The organism is Streptomyces sp. NPDC001851, from assembly GCF_040297165.1.
In the GTDB taxonomy this organism is placed as follows: domain Bacteria; phylum Actinomycetota; class Actinomycetes; order Streptomycetales; family Streptomycetaceae; genus Streptomyces.
In genome coordinates this window covers 1-24963 of sequence record NZ_JBEOYR010000049.1, presented here as the reverse complement: position 1 = coordinate 24963, position 24963 = coordinate 1, and the positions used below count along the sequence as shown (strand labels likewise).

At 67.4% G+C, this 24963-nt stretch carries 26 protein-coding genes; 17 read left to right on the top strand and 9 right to left on the bottom strand.

What is annotated here, in order from left to right; translation table 11 throughout:
* Positions 1 to 65 precede the first annotated feature (65 nt).
* The 4 genes from ABT171_RS40450 to ABT171_RS40435 all read left to right on the top strand — a co-directional run bounded on the left by ABT171_RS40450 (position 66) and on the right by ABT171_RS40435 (position 3324).
* Positions 66 to 1280 carry an alpha/beta hydrolase family protein gene (locus tag ABT171_RS40450; RefSeq protein WP_351251793.1) on the top strand — a complete coding sequence of 405 codons (1215 nt, stop codon included), beginning with the start codon at positions 66 to 68 and terminating at the stop codon, positions 1278 to 1280.
* 117 nt (positions 1281 to 1397) lie between these two features.
* On the top strand, positions 1398 to 2213 hold the full coding sequence (locus ABT171_RS40445; protein WP_351251791.1) for a hypothetical protein: 816 nt from the start codon (positions 1398 to 1400) through the stop codon (positions 2211 to 2213).
* Entirely contained in the window at positions 2150 to 2377 is a 228-nt protein-coding gene (locus ABT171_RS40440) for a hypothetical protein (protein WP_351251789.1), read from the top strand. The genes ABT171_RS40445 and ABT171_RS40440 overlap by 64 nt, the downstream gene beginning before the upstream one ends.
* A gap of 119 nt (positions 2378 to 2496) precedes the next feature.
* The gene (locus tag ABT171_RS40435) at positions 2497 to 3324 is read left to right on the top strand and encodes a class I SAM-dependent methyltransferase (protein WP_351251787.1); all 828 of its coding nucleotides are present in this window, start codon (positions 2497 to 2499) and stop codon (positions 3322 to 3324) included.
* Between the two features lie 191 nt (positions 3325 to 3515).
* Here the strand turns inward: ABT171_RS40435 and ABT171_RS40430 are convergent, their stop codons facing one another.
* Positions 3516 to 3647: a helix-turn-helix domain-containing protein gene (locus ABT171_RS40430; protein ID WP_351251786.1), complete on the bottom strand. Its 132-nt coding sequence runs from the start codon at positions 3645 to 3647 to the stop codon at positions 3516 to 3518.
* On the opposite strand from ABT171_RS40430, the gene ABT171_RS40425 reads away from it, so the two are divergent.
* The 3 genes from ABT171_RS40425 (at position 3622) to ABT171_RS40415 (ending at position 7036) form a co-directional block, all read left to right on the top strand.
* On the top strand, positions 3622 to 5421 hold the full coding sequence (locus tag ABT171_RS40425) for an alpha-amylase family protein (RefSeq protein WP_351251784.1): 1800 nt from the start codon (positions 3622 to 3624) through the stop codon (positions 5419 to 5421). The two genes, ABT171_RS40430 and ABT171_RS40425, sit on opposite strands and share 26 nt — an antisense overlap.
* Entirely contained in the window at positions 5421 to 6140 is a 720-nt protein-coding gene (locus tag ABT171_RS40420; RefSeq protein ID WP_351251782.1) for a helix-turn-helix domain containing protein, read from the top strand. Before ABT171_RS40425 ends, ABT171_RS40420 begins: the two co-directional genes overlap by 1 nt.
* Before the next feature lie 419 nt (positions 6141 to 6559).
* Complete coding sequence (locus tag ABT171_RS40415) at positions 6560 to 7036, top strand: hypothetical protein (protein ID WP_503078812.1); 477 nt, start codon at positions 6560 to 6562, stop codon at positions 7034 to 7036.
* A 262-nt stretch (positions 7037 to 7298) separates the two neighbouring features.
* Here the strand turns inward: ABT171_RS40415 and ABT171_RS40410 are convergent, their stop codons facing one another.
* Positions 7299 to 7910, bottom strand: coding sequence for an ATP-binding protein (locus ABT171_RS40410; protein ID WP_351251778.1), 612 nt, complete (start codon positions 7908 to 7910; stop codon positions 7299 to 7301).
* A 130-nt stretch (positions 7911 to 8040) separates the two neighbouring features.
* Between ABT171_RS40410 and ABT171_RS40405 the strand changes: the two genes are divergently transcribed.
* Together ABT171_RS40405 and ABT171_RS40400 are read left to right on the top strand one after the other, a co-directional pair.
* Complete coding sequence (locus ABT171_RS40405) at positions 8041 to 8277, top strand: DUF397 domain-containing protein (protein ID WP_351251776.1); 237 nt, start codon at positions 8041 to 8043, stop codon at positions 8275 to 8277.
* 91 nt (positions 8278 to 8368) lie between these two features.
* Complete coding sequence (locus ABT171_RS40400; protein WP_351251774.1) at positions 8369 to 9295, top strand: helix-turn-helix domain-containing protein; 927 nt, start codon at positions 8369 to 8371, stop codon at positions 9293 to 9295.
* A gap of 12 nt (positions 9296 to 9307) precedes the next feature.
* On the opposite strand, the gene ABT171_RS40395 is transcribed toward ABT171_RS40400, so the two are convergent.
* The 5 genes from ABT171_RS40395 to ABT171_RS40375 all read right to left on the bottom strand — a co-directional run bounded on the left by ABT171_RS40395 (position 9308) and on the right by ABT171_RS40375 (position 13443).
* A complete protein-coding gene (locus tag ABT171_RS40395) occupies positions 9308 to 10141 on the bottom strand; it encodes an SAM-dependent methyltransferase (protein WP_351251772.1) in 834 nt (277 codons plus the stop codon).
* A gap of 67 nt (positions 10142 to 10208) precedes the next feature.
* Positions 10209 to 10580, bottom strand: a complete 372-nt coding sequence (locus ABT171_RS40390; protein WP_351251770.1) for a hypothetical protein — start codon at positions 10578 to 10580, stop codon at positions 10209 to 10211.
* 98 nt (positions 10581 to 10678) lie between these two features.
* Positions 10679 to 11578 carry a helix-turn-helix domain-containing protein gene (locus ABT171_RS40385; RefSeq protein ID WP_351251768.1) on the bottom strand — a complete coding sequence of 300 codons (900 nt, stop codon included), beginning with the start codon at positions 11576 to 11578 and terminating at the stop codon, positions 10679 to 10681.
* A gap of 286 nt (positions 11579 to 11864) precedes the next feature.
* Entirely contained in the window at positions 11865 to 12119 is a 255-nt protein-coding gene (locus ABT171_RS40380) for a hypothetical protein (protein WP_351251766.1), read from the bottom strand.
* A 781-nt stretch (positions 12120 to 12900) separates the two neighbouring features.
* A complete protein-coding gene (locus ABT171_RS40375; RefSeq protein ID WP_351251764.1) occupies positions 12901 to 13443 on the bottom strand; it encodes a hypothetical protein in 543 nt (180 codons plus the stop codon).
* Between the two features lie 634 nt (positions 13444 to 14077).
* On the opposite strand from ABT171_RS40375, the gene ABT171_RS40370 reads away from it, so the two are divergent.
* From ABT171_RS40370 to ABT171_RS40340, 7 genes are all read left to right on the top strand, one after another.
* Positions 14078 to 14338, top strand: a complete 261-nt coding sequence (locus ABT171_RS40370; RefSeq protein WP_351251762.1) for a helix-turn-helix transcriptional regulator — start codon at positions 14078 to 14080, stop codon at positions 14336 to 14338.
* Between the two features lie 152 nt (positions 14339 to 14490).
* Positions 14491 to 15363 carry a DUF6083 domain-containing protein gene (locus ABT171_RS40365; RefSeq protein ID WP_351251760.1) on the top strand — a complete coding sequence of 291 codons (873 nt, stop codon included), beginning with the start codon at positions 14491 to 14493 and terminating at the stop codon, positions 15361 to 15363.
* On the top strand, positions 15335 to 15844 hold the full coding sequence (locus ABT171_RS40360; RefSeq protein WP_351251758.1) for a hypothetical protein: 510 nt from the start codon (positions 15335 to 15337) through the stop codon (positions 15842 to 15844). The genes ABT171_RS40365 and ABT171_RS40360 overlap by 29 nt, the downstream gene beginning before the upstream one ends.
* Positions 15841 to 17325 carry a UvrD-helicase domain-containing protein gene (locus ABT171_RS40355; RefSeq protein ID WP_351251756.1) on the top strand — a complete coding sequence of 495 codons (1485 nt, stop codon included), beginning with the start codon at positions 15841 to 15843 and terminating at the stop codon, positions 17323 to 17325. Before ABT171_RS40360 ends, ABT171_RS40355 begins: the two co-directional genes overlap by 4 nt.
* A 532-nt stretch (positions 17326 to 17857) precedes the next feature.
* Positions 17858 to 18223, top strand: coding sequence for a hypothetical protein (locus ABT171_RS40350; protein WP_351251754.1), 366 nt, complete (start codon positions 17858 to 17860; stop codon positions 18221 to 18223).
* Positions 18213 to 22481 carry a DUF6531 domain-containing protein gene (locus ABT171_RS40345; RefSeq protein WP_351251752.1) on the top strand — a complete coding sequence of 1423 codons (4269 nt, stop codon included), beginning with the start codon at positions 18213 to 18215 and terminating at the stop codon, positions 22479 to 22481. Before ABT171_RS40350 ends, ABT171_RS40345 begins: the two co-directional genes overlap by 11 nt.
* Before the next feature lie 2 nt (positions 22482 to 22483).
* Positions 22484 to 23059, top strand: a complete 576-nt coding sequence (locus tag ABT171_RS40340; protein ID WP_351251750.1) for a hypothetical protein — start codon at positions 22484 to 22486, stop codon at positions 23057 to 23059.
* A 331-nt stretch (positions 23060 to 23390) separates the two neighbouring features.
* On the opposite strand, the gene ABT171_RS40335 is transcribed toward ABT171_RS40340, so the two are convergent.
* Together ABT171_RS40335 and ABT171_RS40330 are read right to left on the bottom strand one after the other, a co-directional pair.
* The gene (locus ABT171_RS40335) at positions 23391 to 23633 is read right to left on the bottom strand and encodes a DUF3761 domain-containing protein (RefSeq protein ID WP_351251748.1); all 243 of its coding nucleotides are present in this window, start codon (positions 23631 to 23633) and stop codon (positions 23391 to 23393) included.
* Positions 23634 to 23826: 193 nt separating this feature from the next.
* Entirely contained in the window at positions 23827 to 24021 is a 195-nt protein-coding gene (locus ABT171_RS40330) for a hypothetical protein (RefSeq protein WP_351251746.1), read from the bottom strand.
* 243 nt (positions 24022 to 24264) lie between these two features.
* Between ABT171_RS40330 and ABT171_RS40325 the strand changes: the two genes are divergently transcribed.
* Positions 24265 to 24897, top strand: coding sequence for an HNH endonuclease family protein (locus ABT171_RS40325; RefSeq protein ID WP_351251744.1), 633 nt, complete (start codon positions 24265 to 24267; stop codon positions 24895 to 24897).
* The last annotated feature ends 66 nt before the right edge of the window (positions 24898 to 24963 follow it).

Below are 24963 nucleotides of genomic sequence, written 5' to 3'. Positions count from 1 at the left end.
CTCGTCCCCCAGGGCCCCGGACATCCCCCGGACATCCCCAAGCCCCCTCACGACAAGGAGCGATCATGAAACCCCTGCTGTTCCCGAAGGACGCCCAGTTCTGGTACGAGACCCTGCGGTCGTTCGGCCACATCACCTACGGCGGGGCCGACTTCGGCGAGGTCGTCTCGACGAGCGTGCGCATCGTGCAGGGCGACTACGGCAGCTGGCACGACGAGTGGCTGGCCACCGCAGACCGCGTGTCCGCCGAGGCCCAGCGAGCCCTGGCGCAGGGCCACCCAGTCAGCGCCCGTGACGGATTCCTCCGGGCGTCGAACTACTACCGGTCGGCGGAGTTCTTCCTGCACGGAAACCCGTGCGACCCCCGCCACCACCACGCCTACGACCGCAGCGTGGAGTGCTTCCACGCCGCTGCGGAACTGTTCACCACCCCACGGATCGAGCCGGTCCGCATCCCCTACGAAGGCGGCACCCTGCCCGGCTACCTCTACCGGGCCGACGCCTCCACGACCGCCCGGCCGACCGTGGTGATGCACAACGGCTTCGACGGCACGGCCGAAGAGATGCACTTCTTCGGAGCGATGGCGGGTGTGGAGCGCGGCTACACCGTCCTCGTCTTCGAAGGCCCGGGGCAGCCGGGGCCGTTGCACCACGACGGGCTGGTCTTCCGTCCGGACTGGGAGAATGTCGTGGGCCCCGTCCTCGACTTCGCGCTGACCCTGCCGGAAGTCGACGCAGGCCGGGTCGCGTTGCTCGGCAACAGCATGGGCGGACTGCTCGCCCCGAGGGCGGCGGCCTTCGAACGCCGGCTGGCGGCGGTGATCGCCCTGGACGGCGTCTACGACCTCGGCCAGGCGGTCACCAACGTCGTACCAGGTGACCGGGACGAGGCCGAACGGCGGCTCCGCGCGGTCTCGGACCCCGAACTCGACGCCCGCCTGGACCACTTGATGGCCACCGACCCGGTCATGCGGTGGGCGTTGAACCACGGCATGTACGTGATGGGAGCCGACACCCCCCGTGCCTTCGGTGCCGCCTATCTCGACTACCACCTCCGTGACGGCCTCGCCGAACGGATCGAGTGCCCCACGCTGGTCTGCGAGGCCGTCGAGGACCTGTTCTTCGGTGGGCAGGCCCGGCAGCTCCACGACCACCTCACCTGCCCCCGGACCCTGATGGAGTTCACCTCGGCGGAGGGTGCCGATGCCCACTGCCAGGCGGGCGCCCAGCGACTGGCCCTCGCCCGCATCTACGACTGGCTGGACGACACACTGCGGTGACGGCCTGGGGTCGGTGAAACGAGCGGCGCTGTCTCCATCCGGCGGTGACGCTTGCGACACAGCTTTTCGACGGGGGAGGACGCGCTGTCTCCCGCACAAGATTGTGCTTCTCCAGGGATGATCGGCAGAAGGGGCACTGCGAGCAGTACCCTGGACCTTCTGGAAGATGACAGCGCCTCGTCGATCCGCTCCTGGATCGACGACCGCACCGGCGAACTGCCCGACGGATTCGCCGGCGCCGTCCGCGCCTGGCTGCTGGTCCTCCTCGACGGTGACAGGCGCGCCAAACCCCGGTCACGTACCTGTCTCTACGTCTACTTCGGCTGTGTCCGCCCCCTGCTGGAGAACTGGGCGACGACTCGTGATCACCTGCGCGAAATCACCGTCGCCGACGTCACGGCCGCGCTGTCACCTCTGCGTGGATGGCAGCGTCGCAACGCCATCGCGGCACTGCGCTCACTGTTCCGCTTCGCCAAGAAGCGCGGCCTGATCTTCGCCAACCCCACCACCCGGCTCAGGACGGAGGACATCCCACGCAGCCTGTTGCCGATGACCGACGACGAAGTGCTCGCCGTCCAGCGGATCGCCGTCACCCCGGCTCAACGGCTGATCGTCGCCCTGGCCGCCGCCTACGCCGCCCGCGCTACGGCCATCCGACACCTCAGCTTGGACGACCTCGACCTGCCCAACCGCAGGATCACCATCGCCGGACATAGCCAACGGCTCGGCGAACTGCCCCACCAGACCCTGCTGGCCTGGCTCGACCAGCGCCGGGCCACCTGGCCAAAGACCCCCAACCGGCACGTCCTGATCAACGCGAAGACAGCCCTGGGACCGGGCCCGTGGGCCCCGAATACCTTAAACGGCACTTGCTGCACCAGGGCGTCTACCTCGAACGCATACGCGGCGACCGGGTACTGCACGAGGCGCTGACCGCCGGCGCCGACCCACTGCATCTCGCCCTGGTCTTCAACCTGTCCCACAGCGCCGCGAGCCGCTACGCGGCCATCGCCCAAAACCTGCTCTATGACCAGATCGAGCAGACCGCCGAGATGCGGCCGGAAGGCAGAGCGGGTGGTCTTGACAGCTGCCCGTGAAGGGATCCCCGGCCGAACGGTGCTGGCGGAGCAGACAGAAAAGACCGGCACGGCTGCTGTCGAGGAGCTGCCGTTAAACCAGTGGTGCCCCGTGGACGAGCCTCATAGCTTGTGCGCTCGTGACTGATGATCCGCAGATGCGCCCGAATCGGCAGGACATCGGCCGAGTGTTCAACGAAGTCCCCGAGCTCTACGACCGGGTCCGGCCGGGATACCCTGACGAGCTGTTCGCGGACCTTGTCGCCGTCACCGGCATGGACGAAATGTCGTTGGTGCTGGAGGTGGGCTGCGGTACCGGCCAGGCGACGCGCTCGCTGTCAGCGCTCGGGTGCTCAGTGACCGCCATCGAGCCGGGCGCGGACATGGCCGCACTCGCTCGCCAGCGGATCGCCACCTTCGGCAACGTCGAAGTCGAGACGTCGATGTTTGAGGAGTGGGACGACCGAGGTCGACGCTTCGATGTCCTCGTGGCTGCGTCGTCGTGGCACTCGGTCGACCCCTCGATCGGCTGGCAGCGGGCGCACGACGTGCTCCATCCCGCAGGCTGGATGGCACTGCTCGGCAACGTCGTTGTCCGCCGACCGGGAGAGCCGGAGGTGTACGCCGAGACCGCCGATCTCCACGAGCGGTTCTGCCCTGGGAACCCCGGCTGGGGTCGTCCTCCCCTGGAGGACGCCGTGCGCACCACCGACGAGGGCTGGGGCCTGGTCGACGACCCCGGAGACTTGTTCGGCCCAGCGATCGTGCGCTGGTACCCAACCGTTCAGTGGTTCAACGGGGACGGCTTTGCCGATCACCTTCGTTCGTTGTCGCTGTACCGCAGGCTCGACCGCGACGTCCGTGAGCCCCTGCTCGACGCAATCGCCGAGCACATCCGCACGCGGATGGGTGACCGAGCATCACGCCGTTACCTGAGCGTCCTCCGCGTCGGACAGCGCGCCGAGTGAGCCCAGTGGTGAAGGACCTGCCGATTCAGCGGCAACGGACCCACCGCACGTCCATGCCTGCCTGCCAAAGGCGCCGTGGGTTCCCAATGAAAGCACCTCAGTCACGCTGAACCCACGGCCGTCGTGCCGTCAACGAACGTGTCACCAGCCGCAATCGTGACGTTTGCCCTGGTGAGAACGGTTTCGGTGCGTCAGGAGACATCGTGGGCGCGTTCGAGGACGCGGTACACCGTCGCCCGGCTGACGGAGTACAGCTCGGCGAGCTCGGCGATGGTGTAGTCGCCGGTGGCGTGCTCCTTGAGGAGGTGCGCCCCGGTCGCCACTGAGGCGAGCGCCGACCGCCCACAGCCCACCACCCCACCAGCCCCCGCCGACTCCGCCATCCCGGCGACCCTGCAGTCGGCTCCCTCAGCGCGCAGTCTTCCCTCGATTCCCGAAGGCACCACCGGCGACGACTGGTTCACCCACACACCAGGCCTGGCATCCACTCGGCCGAACTTCACCCAGCAGGCCCGCTCGACCGTCTTCCTGGACGCCAACACTGGCGTCCTGGTCCACCGCCAGCAGACCCACCACCTCGACCTCGGCAACGCCACCGCGGCCGACATCCTCACGGCCGTCTTCCACACCATCCCCGAGGGCGTGGAGCGGATCTACATCACCGCTGGCGATCCCTGGCACCGCGACGCAGACCGCTTCCCCTACCTCCGCGACGCCGTCGCCGCCTGGCTCAATGCGCCGATCCCGGGCTGGCGTACCGACACCGGCCGCGGTCGCGACCGGATGGCCGGGCACTTCGTCCACGCCCGCAACCCCGTCGGCCGCTACCAGCGCGAGAACAGCGACAGCCACGTTGAGATCCGCTCGGTGGGGGAGTGGTTCGACACCGACGGCGACGCCCCCACCGTCATCCGCGACGCTTTCGTCCTGCTGTGGCAGGCCCTGCGCCGCCACTGGAACGACGCCGTGATCATGGGCTCCCCCTCCCAGACCGGCCGCGACCTGTGGACCCGCACCATCCCGCAACGCGGCCAGTACGCCGACGGCTTCCCCGCCCTGTCCGAGGAACTGCGCGGCCTGCTGCACGCCACCGCAGGTCAGGGACGTAATGAACTGATCACCCCGCCCCGTGTCCCGGACCAGTTGCCCCGGCTCGTCGAGTACGACCGCACCTTCGCCTACGCCAAGCACACCTGGAAGTCCCCGGTCGGCACCCCCCGCCGCATCACCGCCGCCACCTTCGCCGCCTGGTCGGAGAAGGAGCAGATGCGTGCCCTGTACGGGTGCGGGCACTGGCAGGTACGCGTGACCGTCCCCGACACCTGGAACCACGTCGGTCTGCTGTCCGCACCTGCCCCCGGCGACCGCGCCTGGCACTACCCGGCCACCCCCGGCACCACCTTCACCACCTGGGCCGGCGGACCCGAGATCTACACCGCCCTGACCAACCCAATCCAGCCGTGGAAGATCGAGATCCTCGACGGCATCCTGTGGGAGGACGGCAAACCCCTGGACGACTGGGCCAAGAAACTCAAAGAGACCTGGACTAACCTCTCCGCCCAGGCCCAATTCCAGGGCGATCCCCAGCAAGCCCGCGCCGCTCACCTCGCATCCCGCGCCGTGCGCTCCATCCTGCTCTACGGCATCGGCGCCTTCGCCCAGCGCCCCCGCATGGTCACTGGCACCACCCCCCGCACGGCCGAACGCGAGGTGCCCGCGGACGCCGAAATCATCGCCTTCGACGACGAACACATCACTTGGCAAAAGCCCACCGGCTTCGCCCGTGACCCTAACGCCCACCCCGAATGGGCAGCCGCCATCTGGTCCGGCGCCCGCGCCGCCCTGCTCACCCAACGTCACCGTGACGACGACACCTACGCCGGCGCACTGCACGCCCTGCCCGGTACTGTCGTCGCCTTCCGTACCGACGCCCTCTACCTCACCCAGCCCCAGAACTGGCCCTACCACCACCAGCCCGGCGACTACCTACTGCGCGGCCACCTCAACGGACCCCTGCCCGCCCCCACCAGCGAGGAGGAACTTCTCACCCTGCGGGACGCCGGACGAACCGCCCTTACCACCAGCCAGGAGCCCTGATGCCACCCCGCCGCCGAGCCCAGGCCACCGGCCAGGAAGCCTTGAACGAGGCGGCCCTCCTGGCCGACCGGCTCCAGCAAGCCGGCTACACCAAACGTGACATCGCCCGCATCATCGACCGGGACCCCTCCCTGGTCTCGCAGTTCTACACCAAGAACAAAGGCGCAGCCTTCGTCCCTGCCCTCCAAGAAGTCCTCACCGCCATCGAAGTAGGCGGCATCACTGACCTGCCCGAACTCTCCGCCATCGCCGCCCGCCACATCACCCGCCGCACTACCGCCTCCGGCGCCCGCGCCCGCGTACGCGGCAAAGCCGTCCTGATCACCCCCACCGGCACCGGCACCGGCCGCGTCGGCGCCCAGGCCATCGCCTCCGGCTCCGCCCGCCTGCGCCCCTTGATCGCCGAAGCCGCCCGCCGCGGGCTGCGTCTTGCCTTCACCGTCCGCCTCGCGAAGACCGGCTACCTGCACCCCTCCGGCAGCCGCACCGATTCACCCGGAATCCGCCGCGACGTCATCCAACGCGCCGACCACACCGAAGAACGCTCCTACGGCTCCGCCCAGACCGGAGGCTTCGACGCGACCGACTTCGCCCGCCGAGTCGACGCCTCAGGCGGAGACGTTACGGCAGCCGTCCACCAATGGCTCGTGGAAACCGGACGCATCCGCGCCGACGCCCAGATCCTCCACCTGGAAATCCGCACCTGGCGCCCCCGGTAGCCGACCGCATCTCGATGACCTGAGCAGTGCCCTCCCCAGCCGATGCTCGTCACGCAGCCGCTGCTGCTCCGCCCTTTTAGGCCGGGAACAGTTACGGCGCATCTCAGCAAGCCGTGCTGGGTCAGTCGGCCCGGCGTACACCCGTGCCCCTGAAATCCGGCGGTAGACAGGCCTTGGGGTGGGGGAGCATGTATCCAGTCATCGCTTGTTCATGAGGGGTTGTCATGGGGTCTCTCTGCCGCGCCGTGCCACCGGTGCTGCTCTCTTGCCTGCTGATGGCGGGCTGTTCATCCGGCTCGCACTCCGGGGCGGTCACCTCGGGGAAGGGTAGGGCGCCGTCGGCGGGAGCGTCGAGAACAGCCGTATCGACAGGAGCGGCGAAGATTCCGGTGGGTGCCGGGCCGCAGACGAAGTACACGGTGCAGCAGCAGCCGCCCGCCGGTAGCTGCCACTACCGTACTGAGAAGGGTGAGCCCCTCGAGGACCCGGCCTGCACTCCGGGTGCGATCTCACCGGCGGTGACGCAGGCGAACCTGGCCTCGACGATCTGCCGCAAGGGCGGCTACACCAAGAATATCCGGCCGCCGGAGGCGATCACTCGCAAGGAGAAGGAGGCGAATGCTGCCTCCTACGGCTACAGCGGCAGCCTCGGCGATGCAGAATATGATCACCTGATTTCTCTGCAGCTCGGTGGCGATCCGAACGACGCCCGTAACCTGTGGGTGGAGCCGGCTGATCCGGGTCACGAGTCGGGCGGCGGGATCAACAACAAGAAGGACCCGGTGGAGACGAAGTTGCACACTGCGGTCTGCTCCGGGAAGGTGACCCTCCAGGCTGCGCAGCAGGCCATCGTCACCGACTGGACCACCGCCCTGAGCAGGCTCGGAATCGGCTGATCCTGCCCGACTCATGAGTTCGCAGCCACCTGGGATGCTCAGCCGGTAGCGGCGAGTGCGCCCACACGCTCTTGGCGAGGCAGGCGTATGTCATCGTGAGAGTGTCCGGCTCGTAGCTTTCCCCCGTAGCTACGGGCCGGACGTTCGCCGGCCCGGAACGGTTACCGCTGAGGTGCCCGGTCTTGTTCCTCCGCCTGCGGTGCGGTCGACCTGCAGGCCAGGATCAGGGACAGAGCCTGAACGACGCAGGCAGGCGTTGGTTTCAGGCTTCCGGGAGCGAGAGGCGGGCCCATACTGACTTACCTGTGGCCTTGAGGTCGTCGGTCCAGCCCCAGGTGGTGCTCAGGGCGTCAACGATAGGCAGCCCGCGGTGGCGCTCTGCCATGAGCTCGGGGGCCGTGAGGCGGGGGCGGCGCTTGCTGGGGTCGCGGACCACGCACAAGAGGGTGCGAGGGCGCAGCGTCAGCGCGAGCCACACCGCTGCGTGCGGGCTGGAGGAGCGCATGCTTCGACTCCGGCCGTGTCGGACGGCGTTGGCGACGAGTTCAGACGCGACCTGCACGGTGTCGTCGCAGAGGCTACTGCTCAGTTGCCAGCGTCGAAGGGTCTGACGTGTGAACTGCCGTGCCACGTAACAGCAGTCGGTGGCGGCGGGGATCCGTCTCGCGGCGAAGGAGGTGCTGCCCAGGCCCATACGTACGGCGAGATTGGACGTGACCGCAGGCGGTGTGCCGCGAAACAGGGGCTGTTCCGCGGCGCCTGCCGCGTCGGGTGTGGAGAGTGGCTGAAATTCGATGTTGTGACGTGGCGTCATCGTCCGTCCCCCGGAGCCTGCGTTGCCGTGCCGCGCCTGGCGTGCCGTCTTGGCCGTCACTATTCCGGTCTGTTCATCGTTCCTGCAAGTGTCTGTTCTGCAATTGCAGAGCCACCAAATTCGTACACATAATCGGCCGGTGTCGCAGTTGGGAAGGAGCCGGCCGACGGCACGGAGAGGCGCGATACACATGCAGCAGTTCGAAAACGGCATCAGTGCAGGTGAGATCGGCGGCGCCGTGTGGCGTAAGAGCCGCCACAGCAACGCCAACGGGAACTGCGTGGAAGTTGCTTGCCTCTCCGATGGGGGCGTGGCCATGCGAAACTCCCGCTTCCCTCAGGGCCCGGCCCTCATCTACACGCGGGAGGAGATCGCAGCCTTCTTCGCAGGCGTCAAGGAAGGGGAGTTCGACTCCACCCTCTCGTGACAGAAAGTAGATTTATAGCCACTACCAGACGTGTGTGAGGGTCGGCTGGCATACTCGGGTTCCTCGGACAGTTCGAAAAGGAGAGCACGGTATGGCAGCCGATCAGCAGGCGCCGTCCATTCTTGGATTCCCGCACCGCCCGGAATGGGGCGCGGCCGCGCACCGCAAGGCCCTTGCAGGACACCTGCGGCGCTGCCGTGACCACGCCAGGATCGGCACCCGGCAGGCCGCCCGCTGCATCGATACCTCCGAATCCACCCTCAGTCGCATGGAGACCGGCCTGGCCGCGCTCAAGCCACCAGACGTGAAACGGTTGCTGGACGAATACGGCGTCCGCGATCCCGAGGAACGCACACGGATCGCTCTCCTGGTCCGCGAGGCGGCGCAGCCCGACGCGTGGCAGCCCTACGCCCACGCCGCGCCGCCCACGCTGCGCCCGCTGCTGGCGATGGAGCCGGCCGCGCGGCGCATCATCTCCTACGAGCCCCAGCTGGTGCCGGGCTGGTTGCAGACCGCGGAGTACGCGCGGATTGTGATCCGCGCTGGGCACCCAACGATGCCAGCCGGTGAGGTCGAAGACCGAATCCGGCTGCGTATGCAGCGCATTGCGATGCTGCGCCGCCAGACGGACCCACCAACGCTGCTTGCGGTGATGGACTCGGAGGTCTTCCAGCGCGAGGTCGGATCCCCCGGCGTCATGCACCGGCAGATCGAACACCTGCTGAAGCTGCTCGAGGAACTGCCTTACCGGCTGCGGCTGCACATCGCCCCGCTGAGCGTCGGAGCCGCCGGGGCGATCGGCCATCCGGTCGTGCACCTGCGGTTCTTCGCCGACGACTATCTGCCCGACATGGTGTACCTGGAGCAGTACGAGAGCGCGCTCTACCGCGAGAAACCCTCGGAGACCGAGCGCTACCAGGCGGTACTCAACAACCTGGTCGGAGTGGCGAATCCTATCGAGCAGACGGCGACGTTGCTGCAGCAGGCGCTTACCGAATGGCGCAAGAGGTGCCGGTGAGCACCTGCCGATTCAACGGCGTACGAAGCCGACGCCTCCGTATTCCTCCCATTCCCAGGTGAGCTGAGCCGGCACGTCGTCGTGCTGGGGCCGCCATGCCGAGACCTCGGTCAGTCCCGGATCCACCAGGTCAAGCGGCGCGCAGAAGGAAGCAACGTCCGCCCTCTCGCGCACGCGGCCCCAGTGCCCCTGGGTTTGCTCGTCCATGAACCGTGTGACAGAGTCGCGGATCTCGCCGGAGTCGCTGACGAGCTGGCAGACCACCATCATGCTGCCGGCCGGCAGCAGGTCGGCGACGCGTGCGACCAGGTCGGCGGGCCGGCTGCTGTCAGGGATGCAGTGCAGCACCGACACGAACAAAGCAGCCACCGGTTCGTCGAAGTCGATAAGGCGAACCACGGGCTCGCTGGCGAAGATAGTGTCCGTGTCCCGCATGTCGGCCTGAAGAACGGCAGTGCGCTCGTTGGTCTCCAGCAGGGCACTGCCCATGGCCCGGACAATAGGATCGTTGTCCACGTACACCACCCTGCTCGAGGGATCGACACGCTGCGCGATCTCGTGAACGTTGTCCTGGGTAGGCAGCCCCGAGCCGTGGTCGATGAACTGACGGATCCCGTACTCGGCTGCCAGCGCGTGCACCACCCTACGCAAGAACTGCCGGTTGTTCAGGGCAAGTTCCCGCATGCTGGGGACCTGTTTGAGGAGTTCTCCGCATGCGGCACGGTCGGCAGGATAGTTGTCCTTGCCTCCCAGGAGGCTGTCGTACATGCGGGCCACACTCGGCACCGAGACATCCACTCCGTACGGCAAGTTCACCCGTGCCCCCTCCTGCACCGATACGGACATCACCTGACGCCGTGACAGAGCAGTCTAGGAGCAGCTTCGCACCAAAGCGCTGTGAACCAGCCGATTATCACCCTTTAGAAGTCCCCAAGAAAGGCAGCAGACCGCAGACGTCCTCCACCGGTATGCCCAGCACCTCCGCGACCCGTTCCGAACTGAGCTGGAGCCTGCGGTGCAGCACCTGGGCCTCCAGATGAAGCGAGCGCCCGGGCAGGCACGGGTGACAACATCCGCACAGTGCCTGGCCGATGTGATCATGGAGGATATCCCAGGCGACAGCGGCCGGACCGGAGCTTCCCAGCACAGCCGTCCACGACACGGCCAGCTCGGTGAAGGCGGCGGCAACGGCGCGCTCCGCCGCACCATATTGGCCGATCCGCAACGCCGCATAGTGTAAATAGGGCTCGTAGTGGCGTTCACGAAAGGCTGCGAAGGCAGCCACAGCAGCTGGCTCGGCCCGCATCCCACGATGACGGCCATGCGGAATACTAGCCCCGGCACGGGCTCGCAATGCCTTCCCGGTCGGGGCTCGGTGCGTCATCACTCCTCCGTCTCCGCAAACGGGATATGTGTGACGCCGTCAGGCAGTTCGGGATCGTCGCACATCAGGAACCCGTAGTGCACTGCCTCCCACAGCGGCTTCATCTCCGCAGGTCGGCCCCCCAGCGCGAACACCAGGTCGGCCAGCACCTCCCACTCGGGCACATCGATACCCGCCAGCACAAGCCGAGCCGCTGTCGCGCTCACCGCCTTGCCACTCAGCGCTTCGATCCGCTCGGGGCTCGGCGAGTTCGCGGCCAGATGAAGCCCCCGCACGGCGGCGTGCAACTGCTCGATGGCCGTCGTGACCGGCAGCCGCTGCTGCGCCGACAGCCCGTGCGCCGCTTCGAACAGGACACGCAGCTCGGCCGGGTCCGAGCCGAAGAACTCGCACAGCGCACACACCAGATCCCAAGTCGGAAGCCGGTCTCCGGACAGGACGCGGGAGATGAACGACGGTGACAGCATGGCGAACTCGGCCACTTCACGGATCGTCTTGCCACTGGCACCTTGCAGATGGGTCAGTGCGGAGGCCAACTGATTCATTGGCCCCTCACCAGCCGGCCGATCTACGACTTCTTCCGGCGGCACTTCACCGGCCGGCGCGAGCCGGGCCCCATGCCACCGGGCAGGAGCAGCCAACTTGTCGTTGGCATGCAGGTCCATCATCCGAGCCACGCGCTCCGGCCCCCACCGAGCACGAGCTGTCTCCGGCGCGACATGCGCGGCCCGGGCCACGCTCTCCCATTTCTCACCCCTGTGCCGGGCGTCCTGAACCGCAGCGGCGGTGTAAATTTCCAGCTCCCGGCGGATCACCTCGGCGCGCTCCAGCAAAGACCCCAGCTCCTCCTGACGCATTTCGCTGTCCAGGAGCTGCTGGGCGAGCCGATGGACCTCCACAGCAACAGCACGTCCCAGGGGCCCCTGCTGCTCAACAGCCCCCGTCCCGTCCGCAAGACGCTGCCTCTGCCGTTGCGCCCGACGACGGCATGCCGGGCTGCAATACCTCCGGCGCCGCCCGGCACCCGTGTTCTGCACCAAAGGACTCGAACACACCGGACACCTCTCCGGCTGCGACGAACCACCCGCCACCACGTTCTCCCTTCCCCGACCCGCCTGCCTGCACCAGATCTGACGCACGGGGGTGTCGGGAGGCCCTGCGGCCTCCCGACACCCCCCGCTCCCGTCAGTCCAGGCACGCCCAGACGAATTCGAACCGAGACGTGCGAGCCGCCGCGGCCGCAACGGCCGCGAACGCCACGCACGCGTACGCCGGCCAGGCAGAACGCCGCAGAATGAGGGAGAGCACCAGAACGAAAATCGGGCCCAGGCCGAGCGTGACAGCGAAGGCACGAAGGCGTGCGCAATGTACGCGGGCGTTGCTAACTTCCAGGCGTGTACCGGGCACCACGGTGCCGGACACGACATTGGGATCGGTCATCGGTTTCCTCTTGCGTAATTGACGGCTGTTCAAAATGCGGAAGGGTCTCGGTCTTTCGGTAGCCATCCTTGGTCCGGGACCCACCTCCGGCGTGACACTAGCGCGCCCTTGGCGCGCTCGGCCATCAGAGTGAGGCGTAAACCGGTAAGTGACCGCATCCTCGTGCGAAAACCGAATCCCCGGGTCGTTTGGCAGCCGCAATCGCCCACTCAACGACGGCAGTCGATCGAATTTGACAGAATTCGATCGACTGGGTTGGTAAAAACGGCGTGATACAGGGTGCGCCAGCTCCTGAAAAACCGTATGAAGCACGCCGGCGCACACCCTCGCCATACTCCGTCACCCTGGAGAAACCATCCTGCGTCGCGGCCGCGAGAGAACTCCCCCGGCCGCCGAGGCAGATGGGCCACACCCCACAGGACGCTGTGTGTAGGGGCGCACGTCCTGCACTGCGCCTTCAGGGGGCGGGCCACCGCACCGGCTGCCCCGACGCCAGTGCCACCTCTTCAACCTCATCAACGAACGGGCCTTCCAAGCGATCGTGCACGCCGCCGGCTGCAGCAAGATCATCTGCCTCGAAGGGTAGCCCGGATCCTGAACCACCGTCCCGCTGCCCGCGTCGCCCCGCGCTATCCCGTCCAGCAGGCCAGCGCGGGCGAGAGGCAACCCGAACTCCTTGTGGCCACCGAGCGAGCCCGCCCGATTCACCGGCGCTCGAGATCCGCTGCTGAACAGACCCTCGGGGGCGCTCTCGTGCCCCGCACCCGCCGTGCCGCGAAGGTCAGGGCGGCCATGAACGCCACACCAGATCCTCGCTAGCCGGGTCGAGCGACCAACTTTCCAAGATCTGCTGCCGGGTGAGGTACTGAACGGCTGCAAGCAACTGGGGCTGCGCTACCCCGCACATACGGGCGAGTTGGTGGCTGTCCACCACCCCGCCCGCCGCCTGAGGCAGCGTATGGGAGAAGAGCGCCAAGGCGGCGAACCGTGATGCCGGATCCAGCGTCCGCAGCCCTCCGGCCCGGGCGGTGCGCAGGCCCCAGTCCGCCGCGCGTGCGCGCGCTCGCCGTCCGGGCATGCCCGTGAGCGGGTCAGTGAGCCGAGCGGTGACCACGCGGTCGGCCAGGTGGAGGCTGTGAAGCCACCGGGCGGACCTCAGTTCCTGCCAGAGAGCGGACGGGGCACGCAGAGCCATGCCCCGGATCAGCCCGCAGGGGATGGCGACAGTCCCCCGAGCGCTGGAGCGCAGCGCGCACTGCAGCGCGAGCAGTCGGACCTCGGCCTTGGAAGGAGGGGGCAGCGAGGCTGCGAGATAGCTGATCATGTCCCGAGCCAACTCCCGCTCCTGCGCGTCGCTACTCGGCCGACGGGCGGCCCGGAATGAGCGGTCCGAGCTTTGGTGCGTAGTGGCAAGGGCGGTGTTCGGCACTACCGACGCGTGGTCCATGGCGCGTGCACACGCCGTGCATGCGTCGCTGAGCCGCCACAACCTGCCGCCTCGTTCGCGGGCCGGGACGAGCACGAGGGGGCCGGCGCAGCCGCGGTGACGCGGGTGCCAGTGGCAGCCGCGCTCGTGGCACTGGCAGGTTCGCAGATGCTGGGGGAGGGCTGAGTGCCTGGCATGGCGGGCGAGGTGCTCGAGAGCTGCCGACTGGGCGGTGCGCGCTTGGAGCGGCCGGGATTCCAGGGTGCACTGGGTGCAGACGAGGAGCGGCCCCTGGGGCTCTGGACGCAATTCGATGGTCCAGGTGCGTGCCATCTGAGGGCGCGTGGTGCACAACCTCACGGGCCGGGCTCCCTTCTGTCTGCTCGATGCCGTCGTCGCGGCGGTGGACGGCGATGTGGTGGCGACACACCGTAGTGCAGACCTCTGCCCTCTCGTTTCTGTAGATCCGCCCGCGCAAATAGGGCAGAGGTCTGCACTGACAGGGCAGAGGGCTGCACCGTCGGATGGACGAGTGACGATCTTGCCGCCCGAACCCAACCTCGACGCGCTACGCCTCAAGCTCGCGCGTCTGAGGGGCGAACGCGGCTGGAGCTACGACGAGCTCGCCAAAAGGACTGGTCTTTCAAGGCGCACCCTTATCGAGATCGAGCAGGGTCGCACCATTGGAACCCTCGCCACCTGGCACGCTCTCGGTCACGCATTCGACGTCCCCCTCGGCGGCCTCTTCGCCACCCTCTGCGAAGGCCATGCACCTCCCGGTGGCGCCGGCTAACGCCTTCCTCCGGCGCAGATCACCCGAACAGGTCCACGCGGCAGTACCTCAGTACGAGCACCCGAATGCCCGTGCGGGCCGCTTGCGCCAAGAGAAGGCTTTCCGAGTCGTGCCCTTACCTACCCGGCGCGGCAACTGGAATCTTCCCATCCATGCACCCCGCTCATGCCGCTGCCCGTCACTGGGACGGCAGCCCCCGCCACCTCCCTCCACGCCGCTCCCTGCACATCGCCGCGAACAGCCCTGCCCGTCTGCTGCGCATGGGCCAGACCGCACGCTGCCGCCACTGCGGCAATCGCATCGACTGGTACCCGCGCTCGGACAACCGGCCCATCGCCCTGCACCCCGCAGAAGTCGCCACCACCGACGTCTCCGCGACCTGCCGCTGGCACCTCAGCGGCGGCATCGCCTACCCCCACGACGACGGCAGCGAATGGTGCCGCATCCCGCACGCCGTCCTCTGCCCTCGGCAGACCTCGCACCCCCAAGCGGGCAGCCCCCGCCTCGTATCACTGCGTCGCGATCTCAGCCTTCGCTCGCGACGCCTGATCGACACCCAAGCCTTCACCCCCACACCCCACATTCCCGACACCGCAGCTCCCGGCGGCCAGGAGCAACCGGCTCGCCCTGTCATCCGGATCCTCCTCATCAACTACCTCGGTAAAGGCCCCATCCAGACCATCCGCTGTGTCGCCCAGACCCGCCGCAGAAGCCGCTGTACCCGCCCCATCCGAGCCACCGCCCAAGGACGCTGGGTCCTACTGCCCACCCAACCCCGCCACGGCCAACTCACTCTGCCCGACACGAGCATGGCGGTCTACGACCTCAGCCACCTGCCCTACGCAGAACAACTGCGCTGGCGGGCCCAACGCTGCACCACCCACGCCACCGCGACCACAGTCGCCGACCTTGCCCTGCCCGACTGGCGTCCCTTCGACCCACTCCTGCACGCCGAGTACATCCGCACCGAGCTACCCGCGCCCGAGCCGGCGAGGCATGAGCCGCACCAGACCCGCCGACGGTGATTCGATGCCGCACCACGCCCTAGAGATCACCCTCACCCGCGCCCTGAGCCAGGCCGAAATCGACACAGCGCGCCGCAGGATGCCAGTGGCCGACAACCATGACGCCACCCGCCTGATGGCACTCGTAAAAGCCGACGCCCCCGAGCAAGCCGCCCGCCGACTGCGCCGGCGACTCAGCGACCAGCTGCCCATCGATGTCATCACCACCCACTACTCCGACGCCCGACACAAGGTGATCCTCAACGTCGCCCTCCCACCCGCGGCTCAGGCCATCCTCACGACCGCAGCGCGCAGCGAAAGCATCACCCCGGAGCGCTTCATGGAGCACGCGGTGCGTCTGGCCCTGGCAGATCACGCCGAGCAGGAAGTCGACCACCTCGGACGCAGCGTCCAGCAGCTACTCGCCCATACCAGCCCCGCACACCTGCTCATCGCCGTCGGGCACGCTCTTACCCAATTCTCCAAGGAACCCCTTCCGTGAAGCCCACCGACGAACAGACCGCCGCTATGGACGCCTTCCGTGCGGGCGACCACCTCGCCCTGCAATCCGGAGCCGGGACCGGCAAGACCACCCTGCTGGAATTGCTCGCCCGCTCCACCCCACGCCGCGGCCGCTACCTCGCCTACAACCGAGCCATCGCTCAGGACGCCACCGCCCGCTTCCCGCCCACCGTCCAGTGCAAGACCGCCCACGCCCTCGCCTACGCCGCCGTCGGCCACCGCTACACAAGCCGCCTGAACGCCCCCCGCTGCCCCGCCTGGCACACCGGACAAGCTCTCGGCCTGACCAAAGCCATCCGCATCGGCGAACGCGACATCTCCCAACGTGCCCTTTCCAACACACTCATCCGCACCGTGACTCGCTTCTGCCACACCGCCGACGACGCGATCACCCGCCACCACGTACCGAAACTACGCGGCCTGGAAGACACAGACCTGCACCGCGAACTCGCCACCCACATCGTCCCCATCGCCCAGAAAGCCTGGAGCGACCTGCAAAACCCCGACGAGGGCTGCGTCCGCTTCGAACACGACCACTACCTGAAGATCTGGACCCTGACCCAGCCGCAACTCGGCGCCGACTACCTGCTCCTGGACGAAGCCCAGGACACCAACCCCGTCGTGGAGCAGGTCTTCCTTGCCCAACGCGACCACGCCCAGCTCGTCATGGTCGGCGACTCCGCCCAAGCCATCTACCAATGGCGCGGGGCCAAAGACGTCATGACCGCCTTCCATGGAGCCCAGCTCACCCTGTCGCAGTCTTTCCGCTTCGGCCCCCACCTTGCCGAGGAAGCCAACCGCTGGCTCCACCTGGCCGACGCCCCCATCCGACTCACCGGCACCCCCACCGTGCCCACCGAAATCGGTCCCGTCACCAGTCCCGACGCTGTGCTGTGCCGCACCAATGTCGGAGCCATGGCCCAGGTCATGACATTCATGGCCGCCGGATTCCGCGTCGCCCTGGCCGGGGGAGGAGACGGCCTGCGTGCCCTGGCCCAGGCAGCCCGTGACCTCAAAGAGGGCCGACGCACCCACCACCCCGAGCTGATCCTCTTCCCGTCCTGGGGCGACCTGCAGGACTACGCCGCCCACGATCCAGCTGGACGTGACCTGCAGCCGCTGGTCAACCTCGTCGACGCCCACGGCGCCGACGCCATCCTCGCAGCCGTCGCCCAGCTTGTCCCCGAGTCACACGCCCAGGTCACCATCTCCACCGCCCACAAGGCCAAAGGACGCGAATGGCCTTGCGTACTCATTGCCGACGACTTCCGCCGGCCCCAAAGCCGCCAACCGCAAGAGCAGAGCAGTCCGGCGGCGGCCTATCCGGTCGACGACGCCGAAGCACGCCTGGCCTACGTAGCCGTGACCCGCACCCGCCAGCGACTGGATCTTGGTGGTCTGTCCTGGATCCGCGACAACCCGGATACCGTATTCCAGGATCAGGCTGCTGTAGCTCATTGAGGGCCAACCGGGATCCTCGCCCCGGGATCACGTCGCTGGTTCAGTGGAACGGTTGGGTGGGCGCGGTGCGCTCGACCCCCAGACCGTTGACCTTCTCGACCAGGTTCAGGGCGGCGGAGACAGGCGGTAAGGGCGAGTCTGGCTGCGGAATAACGTATCGACGGCTATCTCGGTGAGTTGGACGACAATCGTCGTTGGGTTGGTAGAAGCTGCTGCATGTCGGCCCTGAGCACGCTGACCGGATCCGTCAGGCATCTCGGATGCCTTCGGCTCCCGCACGGCAGTGGCCGGATCCCTGTTGATCTCCGTTGGGGCCGACACGCTGGCGTCGGTGAAGTGGTACCAGAGGTTCAACGGCCGTCGATCGGCCAGAAGCCGTGCCCGGCAGAACGGGGTCCGTTCGGCGCGACCTGATCGGCGGGCACCGCTTCAAGCCATATCCAGCGAACATGGCATTTGCATTACCTGTACATGGGGTCCGCTTGACCTGATCATCCTAGGGTCGGAAGCCGCGACTGAAACGGGGTTATAGATGGGCGACGGCAAGGTCCCCGGCAAGGTACTGGACATCAAGACCGCCGACATCAAGGCGGCAGCACCTGCCTTCCATCAGGGGGCCATGGATCTCAGCAAGGCGCTGACGACCCTCATCACGACTCTGGACGGCCTCGGCGAGCCCTGGGGGCATGACGAGCAGGGCAACCACTTCGGCGGCATCTACAAGCCGCACCAGAAGACGATCGAGAGCGCGACGGGCATCCTGGTGCTCGGGCTGACGAGCATTTACGAGGCCATGGTCGACATGTCGGACGGGCACGTGGACAACGACAAGCTCGTCGCCGGCATGTTCACCGAAGTGAAGATAAACAAGCAGAGCGACGGTGCCGGTGAGCGTTGAGGACAAAGCCCGCCACATCCTTCTCAAGATGGGCCTGTGGTGGCCGGAAGCCGACCCCGACAAGCTGCGGGACGCGGCCAAAGCCTGGCGTACCTTCGCCGACTCCGTGGACGACGTCCGCTCCCCCGTGCACCGCAACGCGTCCGGGATCATCCACAACAACACCGGTGAGTCGATCGAAGCGTTCCACAAGTTCTGGGACCGCTACGCCAAGGGCCAGGACGGCGGCTGGCTGAGCGACCTCGCGAAGTCCTCGCGGGATATGGCCAACCTGCTCGACAAGTTCGCCGACGGTATCGACGACGCGATCGACAAGCTCTGGACGCGGATAGGCATCGACGCGGTCGTGATCGCGGGCGGCATCACGCTGGCCGTGCTCACCGCGGGCATCGCCTCCGGTGCGGCCGCAGCGGCGGCGGACGCGGTCATCGAGTTCGGCGCCACAGTAGGCGTCGAAGTCTCCACCCTAGTGGCCAATGCCATCGGAGGGGCCTTTGTCGGCGCGGCGTTCGGCGGGGTCGAATCGGTCACCGTCGACGCCGCGGTGGCCCAGCCACTGCAGATGATCACCGGCCTGCAGCACGGCTTCAGCCTGGACGAGGTCAACCAGTCCGCCAAGGACGGCATGATCTTCGGAGCCGCGGCGGGAGCCGGCGGCGATCTACTGAAGGCGAGCATGGAAGGCGAGCTCGCCGACACCACCCCCCTGCTGCTACGCCCGCCGTCACTCCGCCCCAACCTGATCGATCTGGGCCCGGCAGCACGCAACGCCGACGACATCCCGTGCGTGGGCGAGCCGATCGACGTGGCGACCGGCGCCATGCTGATGACGCAGACAGACCTGTCACTGCCAGCCGCTCTACCCTTCGCATTCACCCGCACACACCTCTCCTCATATCGGGGCGGTGTCTGCTTCGGCCCGACCTGGATCTCTACCCTGGACGAGTGCCTCCAGATCGACGGCGAGGGCGTCGTCTTCGCCGCGGCCGACGGCATGCGCCTGGTCTACCCGATCCCCGAACCGGGCGTACCCACGATGCCGGTGAAGGGCGCCCGCTGGCCGCTGGAGTGGGACGGAAACCCGGACGGCGCGATGACGGTCACCGATCCGTCCACGGGCGTGACCCGTACCTTCGCCGCCCCCGTCCCCTCACCCTCCTTCGGCGTCTTCCACCTGGCCCTCGACTCCTGGAGCGACCGCAACGGCAACCGCATCGACGTCGAACGCGACAACGAGGGCATCCCGTTCGGCATCCGCCACTCGGGCGGCTACTACGTCGCCGTCGACACCCAGGGCCCCCGCATCACCGCCCTGCGCCTCCTGGACGAACCCCCGTCCCGTTACCGCCTGGGCACCGCGCCCGACGAGGGCACGGTCGTGATGCGCTACGGCTACGACCCGTCGGGCAACCTGACCGAGGTCATCAACTCCAGCGGCGAGCCTCTCCGCTTCACCTACGACACCGAGGGGCGGGTCACCCGCTGGACCGACCGGAACGGCACCTGGTTCTCGTACGTCTATGACGAGCGCGGCCGGGTGGTCCGTACCGAGGGCGTCGACGGCATCCTGTCTGGCTCCGTGGAATACGACGACGCGCACCGCACAACGAGGTACACGGACTCCCAAGGCCGTGTCTCCGTTCACCAGTACAACGCCGAGGGCATGGTTGTGGCGGAGACCGACCCACTCGGCCACGTCACTCTCACCGAGTGGGGCGAGTACGGAGCCCGGCCGCTCGCGGTGACGGACCCGCTTGGTCACACGACCCGCTACGCCTATGACGACGCCGGCAACCTCACCGGACTCACCCTGCCGGACGGCTCGGTGGCCCGGGCGACGTACAGCGCGCTGAGCCTGCCGACCGAGGTGGTCGAGCCGGGTGGGGCGGTCTGGCAGCACACCTACGACGAGCGGGGCAACCTGCTGGCGACGGTGGACCCGACCGGCGCCGAGACCCGGTACGTGTGCGACGACGCGGGCCGCCCGACGGCGATCACGAACGCGCTCGGCCACACCCGCACCGTGGCTTACGACAGGGCGGGCCTGGCCGTGGCCCTGACGGACGAGCTCGGTCTCACGACTTCGCTCTGCCGGGACTCCTTCGGCCGCATCGTCAAGGTGACGGATCCGCTGGGCCACACCATCCGCATGGGCTGGACGACCGAGGGTAAACCGTCCTGGCGGGAACAGCCCGACGGCGCCCGGGAGACATGGACCTGGGACGCGGAGGGCAACCTACTCGCCCACACGGATCCGGCGGGCATGACGACCCAGCTCACGGCGACACACTTCGACCTGCCGGTCGCCCGGACAGATCCGGACGGCGCCAGTTACGACTTCACCTATGACACCGAGCTGCGCCTCACCGCTGTCCGCAACGCACAGGGCCGCACCTGGACCTACGACTACGACGAGGCCGGCCGCCTGGTCGCCGAAACGGACTTCAACGGGCGCACCCTGACGTACGTCCATGACGCGGCGGGTAACCTGACCGCCCGGACCAACGGCGCGGGCGAGGTCTTGTACTTCACACGGGACGCGCGTGGCCGAGTCGTCGAACAGCGTGATGACGCGGGCGACATCACGAGATATGAGTACGGTGACGCCGGCAGGTTGTCACGGGCTCACAACGCAGACGCCGAGATAGTGCTGGAACGGGACGCCTTGGGACGCGTTCTGTCCGAAGCCGTGAACGGCGGCACCACGACGTACGAGTACAACGTGCTCGGGCGTTGCACCCGCCGGGTCACCCCCTCCGGACTGGTGTCGACCTGGACGTACGACGAGGCGGGACGCCCGGCGGCACTGCACTCGGACGCCGGCTGGCTGGCCTTCACACACGACGCACTTGGCCGCGAGACCGAGCGCCAGGTGGGCGAGAGCGTGAGGCTGGCCCAACGCTGGAGCGCAACGGGCCGACTGACCACGCAGTCGGTGACAGCGACGGTGACATCGAGCGAGGCCGATCGACTGCTCCAGCATCGCAGTTACGCGTACCGAGCCGACGGCTACGTCACCGAGATCCGTGAGCTGACGTCCGGCACGCGCCAGTTCGATCTGGACGGCGCAGGCCGCGTCACGAGTGTGCGCGCTCAGGGCTGGACCGAGACATACGCCTACGACTCGGTGGGCAACCTTGTACAGGCGACGGCACCCGGACACGACTCCCCCGGTGAGCGCGAGTTCGACGGTACGCTCATCCGCCGTGCGGGCCGTACCTCCTACGAGCACGACACGCAGGGAAGGCTGATCCGTAAGACGCGCAGGCTGCTCAACGGGCAGACACGGACCTGGACGTACTGTTGGAGCGCCGAGGACCGCTTGACCGAGGCGGTCACACCGAACGGCGACCGATGGCGGTATCTCTACGATCCACTCGGTCGTCGCATCTCCAAACACCGTATCGCCGAGGACGGATCACCGGCAGATCGTGTCGAGTTCTCCTGGGACGACACCCGCCTCATGGAGCAGGTTCGTGCCTGCGGCAGGGTCACGACCTGGGACTACGAGCCAGACACGCACCGTCCGGTCGCACAGACCGACCACAGCCGAGTCGATCGCAGCTCCGGCACTTCCTTCCTCGCGAAGCTGGCTCAAGAGGCGGATCCGGAGACCGCTGCGCGCTTCCACGCGGTGATCACTGATCCCGTCGGCACTCCAATGGAGCTTGTGTCGACGTCCGGGGACGTCGCCTGGCAATGGCGGACCTCACTGTGGGGCACCCGCATGCCTGGCTCTGCAGCTGGTGACTCCAGCCTGGACTGCCCGCTTCGGTTTCCGGGTCAATACAGCGACGCAGAGACGGGTCTGAACTACAACCGGTTCCGTTACTACGACCCCGACACCGCCCGGTACACGGCTCCCGATCCACTCGGCCTGAAGCCCGCGCCCCACCATTACGGCTATGTGGAGAACCCCTGGGCTGCCAGCGACCCACACGGGCTCGCCAAGTGCCTCGACGGCCTGTCGAAGAGCGGCGAGCGACCGGACAAGGGGAAGCTCACCCGTGCCGGACGCGAATATCAGAAGCACATGAACCGGGGAGACCTTGACGTCGTGCCCGGCAAGCAACTGGATTCGGCTGGTCAGAACCTGCTCGATGATATTCTGACCAACCCGAACACGACTCAGGTTCCCGTCACTTCGGGAAACTTCGCCGGGGGAACCCGATATATCATGCCGGATCCGGCCGGCGGCCGTGGATTCGGGGCTACATTCGACGCCAATGGCGATTTCCAGTATTTCGGACGGTACTAGCCATGACTACTCTTCTTCCCTGGCTCGAGGAGCCGCTCTACCGGGAACGGCTGGCGACTCTCCTGTCAGACGTCGCAGACGCGCCGCTTGCAGCAGTGCGCTATGTAGCCCCGTCGGGTGGAACGTGGCCCGAAGGCCATCGCGCGGACCGCGGCGCACACGAAGTTGACATGGCGGTTGCTCTCACCCTGGGCAACGGATGGGTCCTGGCGGCGTCCTGGGCCATGGACGGCCTCAACGAAGGCTTGGCCCTGGAACTGACGGAACCGGGTGACACACCGGACCTCTCCGGGACAGCTGTCGACGTGTCCGGACGAGCCGAGTGGTCCGAGTTCCTCGGGATGGCCCTTACCGGCATCACGCCTGTGACACATGTACCGAATGAAGGATGCCCGGAAATGCCCTGGGCTGTCCGGCTTGATTTCTCTGCTGCCGCGCCCGTGACAGTCGCCCTGGGAGAGTCCACCGGCTCAGGGTTCACCTACATGCCGGACTCATTGGTCGTCATCTTCGATGAGAAGGAGGCCGCCGCATACAGAATTCCCGCCAGCTCCGAACCCGCCCTCGGGCACAGGTGACAGCACCGATCGGTACGGCAAGCCACCCCGGAGCTTGTCGCCTCCCCGGGGCCGGTCTGGCCGCCGTCAGCACGATGCAGGCCGGGAGCCCTGGACCGGCCGAGGCGGGGGACGTACGGATTCTGTGGTGTGGGACGACAACGGTGACACCGCGACCCTGCGCAACGATCACGGCCGCTTTGTCGACGCCGTCTCCTGAGGCAGTGACCGTGACCACCATGGCGGGCACGGTCACTGACTCGACGGCAGGTGGCGCAGGCTCATAGCCGGGGCGGCAGCGCGGAGGTCGCCTTCTCCGGGTGTGGAGGAGGCGACCTGCGGTGTTAGCGGGCTACTTGAACCAGTAGCGGACGCCGTGGTGGCGGGAGCAGGTGCCCTGCGAGTGCCGAGAGTAGGACAGTGAGGCGTCTACGCACTTCGCGGTCTCGTACTTGTCCTTGGGCTTTTGGTGGTGCGTCCAGCCACATACTCCAGTGGTATGCGAGATGCAGTGGTGAGCGGTGTTGGTCGACGGCAGTGTCGCCGCGGACGCGGCCGGTGCGCTGAAGAAGACACCGGCTACGGCGACAGCCACCGCTGAGACAGCAAGGCGAGTACGCAAAGGATCCCCCCTTTGAGTTTGAGCAAGTGCAGGGGAACTCTATACGGGATTTCAGCCGCTACATGATGTTTTGGAATCTTGGATGCAGCGGTGGGCTGCGGAGCGGATGCGATGCCGGCCGGAGCTGTTGCGACTCGTCTCCTCGCAGTGCACGGCAGGCCGAACGTCAGGCGTCGTGTGAGGGGACACGGGCTGCGAGTTCAGGGGCGAAGTGGCGGGCCTGGGCACCCCAGTCGTGGTCTACCGTGCCGAAGTGCTGCAGGACGTCCAGCAGCTGGTGCGCCTCCGCGAGTGTGAACAGAGGCAGGCGCGGCTCGTGCAACTCCGCCATACCGAATGCGGGATCGAGAGGTTCGTCCATGCAGGGCGCAACGGACACCACCCGCGCTGGTTACGCCCGCCGGCCAGCCCCTGGCCAGGGATTTACCCCCTTCGCGTCCCGCACCGCTGTGCCCGCATTCCGCCTGGAGCCGTGAGGTGTGAGGTGTGGGTGAAGACGGCGTGGGGGTGTTGTTGCATCAGGTCCACGCGCGTAGCGGGCTGTACGACGACTGCGGTTGTCTCGTATGCGTATCTCCAACCCCCCACAGCCTTTGGAGAGTTCATGCGTCACGCCCTCTTTGGCCTGCCCGCAACCGCCCTGCTCCTGGTCGGCATCAGTGCCGGCCCTGCCCTCGCAGACCCGCCCGCACCACCGCCGCTGCAGACGGCCCGCGCGGAGCTGACCGCGCTCACCGTCGCCCCACCGCACTCGATGGACGGCTACGCCCGCGACAAGTTCGACATCTGGTCCACCCAGCCCGACGCCTGCACCACCCGCCAGGACGTCCTCGCCCGCGACGGCAAGAACGTCCAGGACAAACCCGACCACTGCCAGCCCGCCTCCGGCACCTGGTACTCCGCCTACGACAACACCACCGTCACCGACGTCGCCAAGGCCACCATCGACCACATGGTCCCCCTCGCCGAAGCCTGGCGCTCCGGCGCCGACACCTGGACCGCCGACCAGCGCAAGGCCTTCGGCAACGACCTCAAAGACCCCCAGTTGCTCATCGCATCGGAGTCGGCCAACAGCTCGAAGTCCGACAGCGGGCCGGCTGACTGGAAGCCCACCAACCACGCCTTCTGGTGCACCTATGCCGAGGACTACACCCACATCAAGTCGGTCTGGAAGCTGACTACCACCGACGAGGAGAAGACAGCACTGTCCTCGATGCTCGACACTTGCACCAGCTAGGTTCTGTCTCTTTGGTCAGCGTCGAGTCCAGATGAGGATGCTGGCGAGGTGGAGTGCGGCCTGGTT